At 33.8% G+C, this 13,435-nt stretch carries 12 protein-coding genes; 10 read left to right on the forward strand and 2 right to left on the reverse strand.

Translation table 11 applies throughout. The features are described from left to right. The first annotated feature begins 61 nt into the window (after window positions 1-61). Entirely contained in the window at window positions 62-1,147 is a 1,086-nt protein-coding gene (purM, locus tag BA1379B_RS02855; RefSeq protein WP_078673768.1) for a phosphoribosylformylglycinamidine cyclo-ligase, read from the forward strand. Continuing rightward, the gene (gene purN, locus BA1379B_RS02860; RefSeq protein ID WP_078673769.1) at window positions 1,144-1,755 is read left to right on the forward strand and encodes a phosphoribosylglycinamide formyltransferase; all 612 of its coding nucleotides are present in this window, start codon (window positions 1,144-1,146) and stop codon (window positions 1,753-1,755) included. The genes purM and purN overlap by 4 nt, the downstream gene beginning before the upstream one ends. Window positions 1,756-1,995: 240 nt before the next feature. Here the strand turns inward: purN and BA1379B_RS02865 are convergent, their stop codons facing one another. Then, window positions 1,996-4,545, reverse strand: coding sequence for a hybrid sensor histidine kinase/response regulator (locus BA1379B_RS02865; protein ID WP_078673770.1), 2,550 nt, complete (start codon window positions 4,543-4,545; stop codon window positions 1,996-1,998). 196 nt (window positions 4,546-4,741) lie between these two features. On the opposite strand from BA1379B_RS02865, the gene BA1379B_RS02870 reads away from it, so the two are divergent. Next, complete coding sequence (locus BA1379B_RS02870; RefSeq protein ID WP_194284900.1) at window positions 4,742-5,038, forward strand: flagellar biosynthetic protein FliO; 297 nt, start codon at window positions 4,742-4,744, stop codon at window positions 5,036-5,038. A gap of 783 nt (window positions 5,039-5,821) precedes the next feature. Here the strand turns inward: BA1379B_RS02870 and BA1379B_RS02875 are convergent. Then, complete coding sequence (locus tag BA1379B_RS02875) at window positions 5,822-6,361, reverse strand: flavin reductase (RefSeq protein ID WP_035005753.1); 540 nt, start codon at window positions 6,359-6,361, stop codon at window positions 5,822-5,824. A 158-nt stretch (window positions 6,362-6,519) separates the two neighbouring features. On the opposite strand from BA1379B_RS02875, the gene rpe reads away from it, so the two are divergent. The 7 genes from rpe (at window position 6,520) to purL (ending at window position 13,430) form a co-directional block, all read left to right on the forward strand. Beyond that, window positions 6,520-7,194 (forward strand): ribulose-phosphate 3-epimerase, encoded by a 675-nt coding sequence (rpe, locus tag BA1379B_RS02880; RefSeq protein ID WP_035005751.1) that lies wholly within the window; start codon window positions 6,520-6,522, stop codon window positions 7,192-7,194. A gap of 9 nt (window positions 7,195-7,203) precedes the next feature. After that, window positions 7,204-8,505 (forward strand): adenylosuccinate lyase, encoded by a 1,302-nt coding sequence (purB, locus tag BA1379B_RS02885; protein ID WP_035005750.1) that lies wholly within the window; start codon window positions 7,204-7,206, stop codon window positions 8,503-8,505. Window positions 8,506-8,513: 8 nt separating this feature from the next. Then, window positions 8,514-9,062 (forward strand): RBBP9/YdeN family alpha/beta hydrolase, encoded by a 549-nt coding sequence (locus tag BA1379B_RS02890; protein ID WP_078673771.1) that lies wholly within the window; start codon window positions 8,514-8,516, stop codon window positions 9,060-9,062. Window positions 9,063-9,205: 143 nt separating this feature from the next. Then, window positions 9,206-9,970 carry a phosphoribosylaminoimidazolesuccinocarboxamide synthase gene (purC, locus tag BA1379B_RS02895; RefSeq protein WP_078673772.1) on the forward strand — a complete coding sequence of 255 codons (765 nt, stop codon included), beginning with the start codon at window positions 9,206-9,208 and terminating at the stop codon, window positions 9,968-9,970. Between the two features lie 80 nt (window positions 9,971-10,050). Next, the gene (gene purS / locus BA1379B_RS02900) at window positions 10,051-10,290 is read left to right on the forward strand and encodes a phosphoribosylformylglycinamidine synthase subunit PurS (RefSeq protein WP_035005745.1); all 240 of its coding nucleotides are present in this window, start codon (window positions 10,051-10,053) and stop codon (window positions 10,288-10,290) included. Between the two features lie 11 nt (window positions 10,291-10,301). Next, a complete protein-coding gene (gene purQ, locus BA1379B_RS02905) occupies window positions 10,302-10,970 on the forward strand; it encodes a phosphoribosylformylglycinamidine synthase subunit PurQ (protein ID WP_078673773.1) in 669 nt (222 codons plus the stop codon). A 246-nt stretch (window positions 10,971-11,216) separates the two neighbouring features. After that, a complete protein-coding gene (purL, locus tag BA1379B_RS02910; RefSeq protein ID WP_035005742.1) occupies window positions 11,217-13,430 on the forward strand; it encodes a phosphoribosylformylglycinamidine synthase subunit PurL in 2,214 nt (737 codons plus the stop codon). The last annotated feature ends 5 nt before the right edge of the window (window positions 13,431-13,435 follow it).

The raw sequence follows: 13,435 nt of genomic DNA on the forward strand, positions 1-13,435 counted from the left end.
GATAACTTTATCATGGCATTATATAAATATCAAAATCTGATTTCCTATAAGGAAAACTCGAATGAGCAATCAACAACTAGTCAATAAAAAAACTAATAAGAGTCTTACCTATGCAGATAGTGGCGTTGATATTAACATAGCCAATACAATGGTAGAAAAAATTAAGCCTTATGTGCACTCAACAAAACGAATAGGCGCAGATACAAAGATTGGTGGCTTTGGTGGTCTATTTGATTTAAAAGCAGCAGGTTTTATAGATCCCATTCTCGTAGCGTCTAATGATGGTGTAGGCACAAAACTAAAAATTGCTATTGAAACAGGTATTCATAATACTGTTGGCATTGATCTCGTAGCCATGTGCGTTAATGATTTAATTGTACAAGGTGCAGAGCCTCTATTTTTCCTAGATTATTTTGCGACTGGAAAACTGGATGCAAAACAAGGAATAGAAATTGTTTCTGGTATCGCAGCAGGATGTCAACAAGCAGGAGCTGCTCTTATCGGAGGAGAAACTGCAGAAATGCCTGGTATGTATGCAAAAGGAGATTATGACCTAGCAGGTTTTGCCGTAGGAGCGACTGAACGAAATTCATTGTTACCTTCAAAAGACCTTGCAGAAGGAGATATCATCTTAGGTCTTAGCTCATCTGGAGTACATTCAAATGGCTTCTCTCTCATAAGACAAATTATTAAACAAAATAATCTAAAATGGAATTCCCCTGCCCCTTTTAATTCTGAAATAACTCTTGGTGAAGCACTTCTAATACCAACTCGTATTTATGTAAAATCTCTTCTGCCAGTTATACAGAATAACAAAGGAATTAAAGCTCTCGCACATATTACAGGAGGTGGGTTTCCTGAAAATATTCCGCGTGTTCTACCATCTTCTCTTTGCGCTGAAATTAACCTCTCTGCAATTCCTATTACACCAGTATTCTTATGGATTGCCCAACAAGGTAAAATAGAAGAAACAGAAATGCTTCGGACTTTTAATTGTGGTATTGGCATGATTGTTATTGTAGCACAAAATTCAGCTACAACTGTTACGAAAGCACTTGAAGCTCAAGGGGAAACCGTTACTCCACTTGGTATTTTAACAAAATATCAAAATAAAAAAGTTACTTATAAAGGTAAACTTAATTTATGAAAAAACAAATAATTGTTTTTATTTCCGGTAACGGATCTAATATGGTTTCGCTTATTAAGGCTAGCCAACAAACAGAATATCCTGCTAAAATCGTTGCAGTTATTTGTAATAATCCTCAAGCTGCTGGCATTAAAAAGGCACATGATAATAATATACCTATTCACGTCGTTGATCGCAAAAATTATTCAACGAAAAAAACACATGAAGAAGCCATCCTCACTATTTTATCTCAATATCAACCAGACCTGATCTGTTTTGCTGGTTATATGCAGCTTGTCTCATCATATTTTATCAAACTTTATAAAGAGCGAATACTTAACATCCATCCCTCTCTTCTTCCTTTATTTAAAGGCTTAAATACCCATGAAAAAGCTTTAGCAGCAGGAGTGAAAATTACTGGTTGTACTGTTCATCTAGTTACAGAAGAAATGGATGCAGGAAAAATTCTGGCTCAAGCTGCAGTTCCAATACACCCTAATGATACTATAGAAAGTTTAGCAGAGAGAGTTTTGAAAGCTGAACATAAACTCTATCCAGAAGCCTTAAAAGCATTTATTCAAGGAAATAATAAAACAACAGATTACCAACAACAGCTTTTTTCTTTTTAAACTAAAATTTTCTATCAAGAATCTTAAGATAAAAATATAAAACTGCTAAAAGAATATCTGAAATAGGAACACATGCAACATTTACTCAATTTCAATATTTTTTGTTTTATTTGACTTAAATGTATAGCTTGAAATAAAAAAATTAATAATATAGTTACTGAAATATCTTTGTTATTTAAGCTCTAACACATTAGAAATGTTGAAGTTTTATGGCTTTAAAAGCTAAAAATGTGTATTCTATTATGCCAATGTTTCTTTAACTGCTAGCGCTAACTGTTTAAGTGTGAATGGTTTAGATAAAAACCCAAAAACAGTATCTTCTGGAAGATTTTTAGTAAAAGCATCTTTTGTATATCCAGAAACAAAAATGATTTTTATATCAGGATAATTTTTACGTGCTTCTATGAGTAAAGTAGGTCCATCCATCTCTGGCATAACTACATCAGAAACAATAATATCAACAGCACCTTTATTTTTTTCAAGTATAGCAAGCGCTTCCACTCCGCTTGCAGCTTCTAAAACTGTATATCCTCTCATTTGAAGAGCTCTTACACTACTCATTCTGACAGAATATTCATCTTCAACTAATAAAACAGTGGCAGAACCTGTCAAATCTGCATTTTTTTCCTGTTCTTCTACTTTTTCAATCTGTTGAGAAATCTCTCTACCCATATCAGAAATATAACGTGGTAGAAAAATATGAAATGTTGTGCCTTCTCCTTCTTGGCTATCACAGTAAATATATCCCCCTGTCTGTTTGATAATACCGTAAACCATTGATAAACCAAGCCCTGTGCCTTTACCAACTTCTTTTGTCGTAAAAAATGGTTCAAACATTTTTTCTTGTATAACAGCAGGTATACCAGTTCCTGTATCTGAAATAGTCAACTGCACATATTCATCAACAACAAAACCAGCATAATCAAATTCTGCACTTTGCTGTTTTGTAATATTATTTGTCGTAATTGTTACTATTCCTCCATCAAGCATGGCATCGCGTGCATTGATAACTAAATTCATAATAACGCGTTGAAAAGATGCTTGATCAACTTTGACATCCCATAGATCTTTTCCATGAATGATTTTTAATTGAATATTATTCCCTAAAAGAGGTAAAATAAGATTACGTATATCTGATAAAAGCTCTGTAAAATCAACTTTTTGAGGTCGAAGCGTTTGCTTTCTGGAAAAAGCTAATAATTGTTGTACAAGTGCAGCTGCACGGTTAGCATTATTTTTGATGTTGATAAGATCAGCGTATGCAGGATCAGAACTGCGATGTGTATTTAAAAGAAAATCACATGACATTAAAATTGCTGTTAAAACATTATTAAAATCATGAGCAATACCACCAGCTAACTGTCCAACAGCTTGCATTTTTTGGCTTTGTATCATTTTATCTTCAAATATTTTTTGTTCTGTTATTTCTGTTCCAGATACAATGACCAAATCTTGTAATGCATTATCATATTCTAATGTTACAAGCATAGTATAAAGACGCAAATAGCGTTTTTGATCACCTTCTAATACCGTTTCTATTGGAATTGAATTGTTTCTATTTGCTGTAATCTGCTGAAATACACGCTCTAATTGAACATGATCACAGGGAGATATAATATCATAAAGACTAACGACTTTACTAGATTTCCCCGTAAGTAACAGAAAAGCATTATTGATGTATATAAATTGTCCTTTTTGAGTAACGACTGCTATTGCAAAAGGGCTTACATTAAAATATTTGGTTAATATACTTGGCAATTTTGATTGGTTATTACTTTCATTCTCTTCTATCTGCTGTGGTATCATAATAATCCGATAAATAGCCTCATCCTCTACAAGAGAAGAAGCATACATAAAACAATTCAATATTCTTTTATTACCAGTTTCAGAAATAGAATATAAAGAGAACGTATAGGGTATCGTGCCATTTAAATTTTGGTATTTATTATTGTTTCGACGAATATCACTCCATGTGCTATTATTTCTAACAGAATGAAATAATTGATCAAAACTATATTGACCAACAGTAAAATTCGTTAAATCGATTAAAAACCATTTAGCAAAAACAGTATTCAAATAGATAACTATTCCTTGTGCATTCACAGATAAAAATCCAATAGGAGATTCATCTAAATGACCAATAACTTCCTGTGAATTTAAGAAAAAGGTTTCATTATACTGATGATATTGCTGCAAATGAGAAACATCTGTAATACGCCAAAATAAAAGCTTTTTTCCCCTATGAACCGTAGGATGAATAGAAATATTATACCAAATAACATCTTTCTGTTGTGAATTAATAAAAATCGATCGATCTGTTCTCAAGACCTCTTGGGCTGCAGAACCAGCTAATATTGCTACTTTTAAGCGGTATAAGAGTGCACCAGTATTTGGAAGATCAGAAATAACGACATAACAAGAAACTTCAGGCTTATAAGTAAAAATTTTTTGATAACTTTGATTGGAGTAATAAACAAAACCAGATAAATCAGAGACTATAATTACATCATCTATCTCATTAAAAATGTTAAAATCTAAATCTTTATGTAATTGCATAACACTACATTTGAAAATGTTCACCCCTAATAAAAAAAGTGCTATAATACCTATTATTGCTAAAACAAAAAGAAATATCAAAGCAGTCTTATAGACATAGCTTTGCGGATAAAAAAAACCTATTAATCCAATAATGAATAAAAAAATTATTGTAAAAATAGTAACTCCAATTGTAACTTCCCAGCGTACGAAAGTAGACAATAATTTATTAATACTTTCAAAATTTTTATCCATTTTTTCCTCAATTATGACTATTTTTATGTCACAAATTGCCTTTACGGTCTCTATAAATTATTGATATAAAAATACTATGTTTCACACTGTAATTTTTAAAGTCTAAATTTTTGTAATATTATAAATAAAAATAACAGATCTATTATTAATATTTAGGAGGGATAATATGAAAGGTTGGTTATCAGATTATATAAACATGCCGATAACACAAGTGATGATCAACTTTTTGTATCTCATAATAATAATTGTAGCAATCACTATAGTTATTAAGCTTTTAACTAACTTAAATAAAATACAATTTAGAACTACCAGCAAGTCCCAGCCACGATTAGCTATATGCGGTACAGTCGCTATTGATCGTACACATCGTCTTGTTTTAATACGCCGAGACAATACAGAACATTTGGTTCTCATCGGTGGACCAACAGCTACTATTATAGAATCAAATATTACAAGTGTAGAATCAGATGTTGTTAAAAAATATACAGCATAAAATATCTCATACAAATCACCACAAGATAGCTAGTTAATATGGATACAGCAGACATCAATATTTATTCTATGCCTATAAATTCTAGAAAGAAAATCCTCTTCCATAAATTTTGATACTTCTTTATAGTTAGTATTGTCTTCCTCTTTATCGTTATATTAAAATTTAAATGGTAATTTTAATCGATTTATTCTCTCCCAAACAGCTGTTTTTTAAATCCTCACGATAGATTTATTTTCGTTTTTCGTAGCATTCTTGTGTTGCTAACACCACACTTCAATTCGTCTAACTTCAAAAATGCTTTATACTTTAGGATCTTTATTTCTTCCACAAAATCTATAAATACCATCATCAATACGTTGCAAAACTATATCTATTTTTGCAATAGATTTTCACCAATCAAAAAAATGTAATTCAATTATATCACTCAAATTATATTCAAAATATATGCTTAAGCTTTATATATAGAAGTTTTACGGAATGAATGATAATAAATATTGTGCTAGCAAAAGTGATTTTTTCATAAATGAGCAGTAAAAAGCATATTTTTACATCAAATTAAATTTTTTGAAAAAATGTATATATAAAGGAAAACATGTAAAGCTTTAGAAAAAGTGCAAAAAAGTGTTAATCAACCTAATTTAACTGATTGATCATCTTGCAAGACAAAATATGCCTATATTTTAAATATCAGTATGATTTAGCAAAGATTTTTTGCCCTAGAATAAGCTAATCAGAAAATTAAATACACTAATAAGTAAATTACTAATATTTGAAAAAACACACTTACAAAGGCAAAGATAAGGTCTGATAGTCACGATTAAAATACATTAAAGCATCTTTTTCTTGATTCCGGTTTATTGCAACAACTTCACCAATTAAAATATAGTGTGTTGGATGTTCATGACAACAAATCAAATTACAGTCAAACGAAGCCAAAGCATTTAATAAACTAGGAGCACCGGTCTGCAAGATACCCCATTCAGCTGCAGCAAAACGTTCATTTTGTGTGAAACGATGGCGTCCAGAAAAAACATCGGCTAATAAACGATGTTTTCCTGTTAAACTATTAACACAAAAATTTCCGTTTTCCATAAACAGCTTATTTTCAGTCTTATAACGCATTAAACAGACAAGAAGTGTTGGAGGATTGTCTGATAAGGAACAACAAGATGAAATTGTCACCCCACGCTTACCCTTAATACCATCTGTTGTTACAATATGCACAGCTCCTGCAAAATGACTCATTGTATCCCGATATTCTTGAGATGAAACAGGAACTATTGATTGAGATTTCGATGTTAAATGTATTTTATGCTTAGACATAATTTTTTACTTATATAGCTGTTAAAATTTCAGAATATATTTCAATATTTTCTTTTATTATACACTATCACTCTCTTAATATCATATACGAACAATAAAAATGTATATTTTATCATATAAAATTACATGCTAAAAAAGATCAACTAAGGAGATCTTTAATGTCCCGTTCCCATCTTATCGCCCCTTCACTCTTAGCTTCTGATTTTTCTAAACTCGGTCAAGAACTATCAGATGTTCTTGATGCTGGCGCAGATTGGATTCACCTTGATATCATGGATGGTCATTTTGTTCCTAATATCACCTTTGGGCCAGATGTTGTTAAAGCTTTACGTCCACAAACAAAAGCAGTCTTTGACGTTCACCTTATGATAAAACCTGTAGATCCTTATCTTGAATCTTTTGCAAAAGCGGGTTCAGATATTATAACCATTCATGCAGAATCAAGTACTCATCTTCATCGTTCATTACAAATGATCAAAGCAATGGGTAAAAAAGCGGGCATTGCAATAAATCCAAGCACATCAGAACATGTACTTGAATATTTGCTAGATCAATTAGATCTCATCCTTATCATGACAGTTAACCCTGGATTTGGTGGGCAAAATTTTATTCCAGACATGGAAGATAAAATAAAACGAGTAAAAAATATGATTGCTAATCGTCCTATCGACCTTGAAGTTGATGGTGGTATTACCATTGATACAATTGGAAAAACTGCAAAAGCAGGTGCAAATGTATTTGTAGCAGGCTCTGCAATTTATAAAAATGGTAACAAAGAGCTTTACAAAACACGTATTAATGCACTGCGCCAAGCTGCAATCCTCTCACAATAAGGAAAAATCATGATCACACGTTATTCTCGTCCTGAAATGGTGGCAATCTGGTCACCAGAAACAAAATATCGTATTTGGTTTGAAATTGAAGCACATGCTTGTGATGCAATGGCCCAGCTTGGTATTATTCCTAAAGAAGCAGCTAAAACCATCTGGGAAAAAGGTGCAATTGCCAAATTTGATGTGAATCGTATTAATGAAATTGAAGCAATTACTAAGCATGATGTTATAGCATTCTTAACTCATTTGGCTGAGTTTATTGGACCAGAGGCTCGTTTTATTCATCAGGGCATGACGTCATCAGATATATTAGATACAACACTCAATGTCCAATTGATGCGCGCTACTGATATTCTTCTACAAGATATAGACCATCTTCTTACTGCATTGAAAAAACGTGCTTTTGAACATAAAGATACAATTACTATTGGACGTAGTCATGGTATTCATGCTGAACCTACAACATTTGGAGTCAAATTTGCTTTCGCATACGCTGAATTTTCTCGTTGTCATAAACGTTTGCTCGCCGCGCGAGAAGAAATTTCTACCTGTGCTATCTCTGGAGCAGTTGGAACTTTCGCTAATATTGATCCACGTGTTGAAAAATATGTAGCAAAAGCATTAGGTATGCATAGTGAAACTATTTCTACTCAGGTTATACCACGTGATCGTCACGCTATGTTTTTTGCAACACTTGGTATTATCGCTTCATCTATTGAAAGATTAGCCATAGAAATACGCCATTTGCAACGAACAGAAGTTCTTGAAGTAGAAGAATATTTTTCCTCTGGTCAGAAAGGATCATCTGCAATGCCTCACAAACGTAATCCAGTTTTAACAGAAAATTTAACTGGATTAGCTCGTATGGTGCGCGCATTTGTAGTTCCTGCGATGGAAAATGTAGCACTTTGGCACGAACGTGATATTTCTCATTCATCTGTTGAGCGTTATATTGGCCCTGATGCTACTATTACACTCGATTTTGCTCTTGCCCGATTAACATCTGTAATTGAAAACTTAATTATTTATCCAGAAAATATGAAAAAAAATCTCAATAAATTTTGTGGCCTTATTTATTCACAGCGTGTACTTTTAGCACTTACACAAGCTGGTACTAGTCGTGAAAATGCGTACCAAATTGTACAACGTAATGCAATGAAAGTCTGGGAACAAGGGAAAGATTTTTTAGAAGAATTACTAAAAGATCAAGATATCTCAAAGATTTTAAGTGAAGCAGAACTTCGTGAAAAATTTGATCTTTCTTATCACACTAAACATGTTGATACAATTTTTAAACAAGTTTTTGGATAAAAAAGCTCATGAAAGCAAATCAACTCGATATTCTTATTATCCCCGGCTATAAAGGATCTGGTCCTGACCATTGGCAAACACGCTGGGAACAAAAATTATCTACGGCTCGCCGCGTACAACAAATCCAATGGTCAAAACCTATCCGCGAAGAATGGGTTAATGCTGTTGAAATTGCTATTGGACAGGCTAATAAACCTATTGCTATTATTGCTCATTCATTAGGAGTTCCAACAGCTATTCACGCAATTGCACATAATCCAGAAAAAATTCGTGGTGCTTTCTTTGTTGCTCCACCAGATGTAGAAAATGAAAAGATACGTCCCAAATATTTAATGACATTTGGTCCATATCATCGTAAAAATTTACCTTTTCCTTCAGTGGTTATAGCTAGCCATAACGATGAATTTTGCCAATTTTCAGTAGCAAAAAAACTTGCTCATGATTGGGGAGCACTTTTCGTTGATGCTGGACAGTCTGGTCATATTAATGCAGATTCTGGACATGGACCTTGGCCAGAAGGATTAATAATTCTTTCTCACTTCTTTGCAAAACTCTAAGTCAATTATAAACTCTCTTTTACATACTTTAAATAATAAAAACTGTAGTAAATATCATAGCAATCATTGAGAATTCTTACTAATTAGGATAATGTTTTCCTTTATAGCAACATTTAACACCTCTAAACGAATAGAGAAATATGATGAATCGTCGCCACCGCATTTACGAGGGAAAGGCCAAAATCCTATACGAAGGGCCTGAACCAGGAACTTATATTCAATTTTTTAAAGATGATGCAACTGCGTTTAATGCAAAAAAGCATGAAATCATCGATGGCAAAGGAGTCTTAAATAACCGTATTTCAGAATATATTTTCACTCAGCTTAGTCGTTTAGGAATTCCAACACATTTTATTAAACGCATTAATATGCGCGAACAACTTATTAAAGCGGTTGAGATTATCCCATTAGAGGTTGTTGTGCGTAATATCGTCGCAGGTTCCCTTTCTAAGCGTTTAGGATTAGAAGAAGGAACAGCTCTTCCACAATCTATCATTGAGTTTTACTATAAAAATGATGCTCTTGATGATCCAATGGTAACAGAAGAACATATCGTTGCTTTTGGGTGGGCTGCCCCACAAGAAGTAGAAGATATTATGCAGCTTTCATTTCGTATTAATGATTTTCTCTCTGGTTTGTTTGCAGGCGTCGGTATCCAGTTAGTTGATTTTAAAGTGGAATTTGGTCGTTTATGGACAGGCGAAACAATGCGTGTTGTTCTCGCAGATGAAATTTCACCTGATTCTTCTCGCTTATGGGATATTCAAACAAAAGAAAAACTTGATAAAGATCGTTTTCGACGTGATATGGGTGGACTTATTGATGCCTATCAAGATGTTGCAAGACGTCTTGGTATCATGAATGAAAATGAACCTCCACGACCTAGTGGTCCAGTTTTAGTCAAATAAAAAGAAAAATAGTGCAATCTCAACTTACTTAACAAAAATACTATTCTTCAAAAAAGAGTTATTTAAATAATAGGAAAAAAATGAAGGCACGTGTCACAGTTACTTTAAAAAACAGCGTCCTCGATCCACAAGGGGAAGCAATAGTTAATGCCTTAAATAGCTTAGCCTTTACAAATATTCAATCTATCCGCCAAGGGAAAGTTTTTGACATTATCCTTAATGATATGCCTATTGAATCTGCAAAACAAACACTTGAACAAATGTGTGAACAATTGCTTGCGAATACTGTTATTGAAAATTATACAATAGAACTTCTTTAAGTGAATTAGCCATGAAAACTGCTATCATTCAATTACCCGGATTAAATCGTGATCAAGATATGATTGCAGCATTGTATGACATAACAGGTGTTCAGCCATTAAAAATTTGGCAAACAGAAACAACAATTCCCAATGTGGATATGATTGTTATTCCTGGTGGTTTTTCCTATGGTGATTATTTAAGATGTGGTGCTATTGGAGCAAGAACACCAGTATTACGAGCTGTTTGCGAAAAAGCACAACAGGGTGTAGCAATTATAGGAATATGTAACGGTTTTCAAATTTTGTTAGAAGCAGGATTATTGCCAGGTGCTCTGATGCGTAACACTTCATTGAAATTTGTTTGCCGTGAAGTAAAACTTGAAGTAACCAATGCTGAAACGAAATTTTCTCGACTTTATAAAAAAGGGCAAATTATTCGCTGCCCTGTTGCTCATCATGATGGTAATTACTTTGTTGATAATGATGTATTGAAACAAATGGAAGATAACAAACAGATTGTTTTCCGCTATGCAAAAGGTGAAAACCCTAATGGTTCAATAAATGATATAGCTGGCATTATCAATAAAGTTGGTAATGTGCTTGGTATGATGCCTCATCCTGAAAACTTTATTGAAGCAGCACATGGTGGCACTGATGGGCGCTTACTTTTTCAAAGTGTTTTAGAATTAGTATCATGATCACAAAAAAATATTTTTTGGAATTCTCAAATATTTTCGCATTAACTTTCTATACAGAATAGCTAGTAATACAAAAATATATAAAGTAAATTTTATCAGTTATGTTTCCTCACCCATCATAATAAAATATATTATTCTATATACACATTGTTGTTGATCTAAAAATAAAAAAATTAATAATCCAGATTACTGGATTAAAGACAGTAATAAATATTAATTTTGATTAATTTAACGGAATGAAAACTAATGACTCTTTGCAATGATATTGCCATTACACCAGAATTAATTGCAAACCATGGCTTAAAAACTGATGAGTATCAACGTATTTTGGAGTTAATTGGTAGAGAACCAACATTTACAGAGCTTGGAATTTTTTCTGCTATGTGGAATGAGCATTGTTCTTATAAGTCATCGAAAAAATGGCTCAAAACCTTACCAACAAAAGGGAAATGTGTCATTCAAGGTCCTGGAGAAAATGCAGGAGTCATTGACATTGGTAATGGCGAATGCGTTGTTTTTAAAATGGAAAGTCATAACCACCCTTCTTATATTGAACCTTATCAAGGTGCTGCAACAGGTGTTGGGGGCATTCTGCGTGATGTTTTTACGATGGGTGCTCGCCCTATTGCGACTATGAATGCATTACGATTTGGCTCTCCTGACCATCCTCGAACACGTCATCTTGTTTCTGGTGTTGTTTCTGGAATTGGTGGTTACAGTAATGCTTTTGGTGTACCCACTGTTGGTGGAGAAGTTAATTTTGATAAACGCTACAATGGTAATATCCTTGTTAACGCCTTTGCAGCTGGTATTGCAAAAATAGATTCTATTTTTTATTCCAAAGCGCAAGGTATAGGACTTCCCGTTGTTTATCTTGGTGCTAAAACGGGTCGTGATGGTGTTGGGGGAGCAACAATGGCTTCCGCCGAATTTGATAATACAATTGATGAAAAACGCCCAACTGTTCAAGTAGGTGATCCTTTTACTGAAAAATGCCTTCTTGAAGCTTGTTTAGAATTAATGGCATTAGGAGCTGTTATTGCTATTCAAGATATGGGAGCGGCAGGGCTGACTTCTTCTGCAGTGGAAATGGGAGCAAAAGGAGATCTAGGTATAGAACTTAATCTTGATCAAGTACCAGTTCGTGAAGATAATATGACGGCCTATGAAATGATGCTTTCTGAAAGCCAAGAGCGTATGCTTATGGTACTTAAGCCAGAATTAGAAGAACAAGCTGCAGAAATTTTTCACAAATGGGGACTTCATTTCTCTGTTATCGGAAAGACTACTGATGATTTACGTTTCCGTGTACTACATCAAGAAAAAGAAGTAGCAAACCTCCCAATCAAAGAACTGGGTAATGAAGCACCTATCTATGATCGTCCTTGGACAGAACCCTTAAAAAAGCCTACTCTAAAAGTAGAAGAAGTTGAAAAAGTTGATAATCTTGGTAACGTACTTCTTACACTTTTGAATTCTGCGAATCAAAGCTCACGACGCTGGGTTTATGAACAATATGATACCCTGATCCAAGGGAACAGTCTTGTTAGACCAGGAGGTGACGCGGGTGTTATTCGTGTAAGCAATAATGATAAACGTGCTCTTGCTTTTTCTACTGATGTAACACCACGCTATTGCGAAGCTGATCCCTATGAAGGGGGAAAGCAAGCCGTTGCAGAATGCTGGCGCAATATAAGTACCACAGGTGCAATACCACTTGCAGCTACAGATAATCTCAATTTTGGTAATCCTGAAAAACCTGAAATTATGGGGCAGCTTGTTTTAGCACTCAAAGGTATAGGTGAAGCCTGCAAAATACTTGATTTTCCAATCGTTTCAGGAAATGTCTCTCTTTATAATGAAACTAATGGAAAGGCAATTCTTCCTACACCAACAATAGCTGGTGTTGGGCTCCTTGATGATTGGTCAAAAATGGCTACGATCAATGGTATGCAGAATGAAGATATTATTGTTTTAGTTGGTTCTTGCGGATCACATCTAGGTCAATCAGTCTATATGCATAATATTTTAAATATTGAGGCAGGAGCTCCACCTTGTGTCGATTTACATCTTGAAAAAAAACATGGTGAATTTGTTCGTAATGTTATCCATAGTGGTTTTGTTCATGCCGCTCATGATATCTCTGATGGAGGCTTAGCCATCGCTCTTGCGGAAATGGTAATTAAAGCAGATAAAGGAATCAAAGTAGAATTAAGTAATCAAACACCACATCATGCTGAACTTTTTGGTGAAGATCAAGGACGTTACCTTTTAGCAGTCAAGCCTGATGCACTAGATAATCTTAAAATGCTTGCACAAACAAATACAATTCCCTTAATAGAGCTTGGTACAGTTGAAGATGATACACTTGATATAAAAGATGTATTCACACTTTCAATAACTGAACTTACACAGGCTTATGAAAATTGGTTTCCAAAATTTATGGACAAAGGTAAATAATATTC

Origin of the sequence: Bartonella sp. A1379B, assembly GCF_002022485.1 — a bacterium.
In the GTDB taxonomy this organism is placed as follows: Bacteria; Pseudomonadota; Alphaproteobacteria; order Rhizobiales; family Rhizobiaceae; genus Bartonella; species Bartonella rochalimae.

Coding starts and splice junctions, on each gene's coding strand:
- purC (WP_078673772.1), top strand. CDS start 9,206: ATGAATCGTCGCCACCGCATTTACGAGGGAAAGGCCAAAATCCTATAC.
- BA1379B_RS02870 (WP_194284900.1), top strand. CDS start 4,742: ATGCCGATAACACAAGTGATGATCAACTTTTTGTATCTCATAATAATA.
- purM (WP_078673768.1), top strand. CDS start 62: ATGAGCAATCAACAACTAGTCAATAAAAAAACTAATAAGAGTCTTACC.
- BA1379B_RS02890 (WP_078673771.1), top strand. CDS start 8,514: ATGAAAGCAAATCAACTCGATATTCTTATTATCCCCGGCTATAAAGGA.
- purL (WP_035005742.1), top strand. CDS start 11,217: ATGACTCTTTGCAATGATATTGCCATTACACCAGAATTAATTGCAAAC.
- rpe (WP_035005751.1), top strand. CDS start 6,520: ATGTCCCGTTCCCATCTTATCGCCCCTTCACTCTTAGCTTCTGATTTT.
- purB (WP_035005750.1), top strand. CDS start 7,204: ATGATCACACGTTATTCTCGTCCTGAAATGGTGGCAATCTGGTCACCA.
- purN (WP_078673769.1), top strand. CDS start 1,144: ATGAAAAAACAAATAATTGTTTTTATTTCCGGTAACGGATCTAATATG.
- purQ (WP_078673773.1), top strand. CDS start 10,302: ATGAAAACTGCTATCATTCAATTACCCGGATTAAATCGTGATCAAGAT.
- purS (WP_035005745.1), top strand. CDS start 10,051: ATGAAGGCACGTGTCACAGTTACTTTAAAAAACAGCGTCCTCGATCCA.
- BA1379B_RS02875 (WP_035005753.1), bottom strand. CDS start 6,361: ATGTCTAAGCATAAAATACATTTAACATCGAAATCTCAATCAATAGTT.
- BA1379B_RS02865 (WP_078673770.1), bottom strand. CDS start 4,545: ATGGATAAAAATTTTGAAAGTATTAATAAATTATTGTCTACTTTCGTA.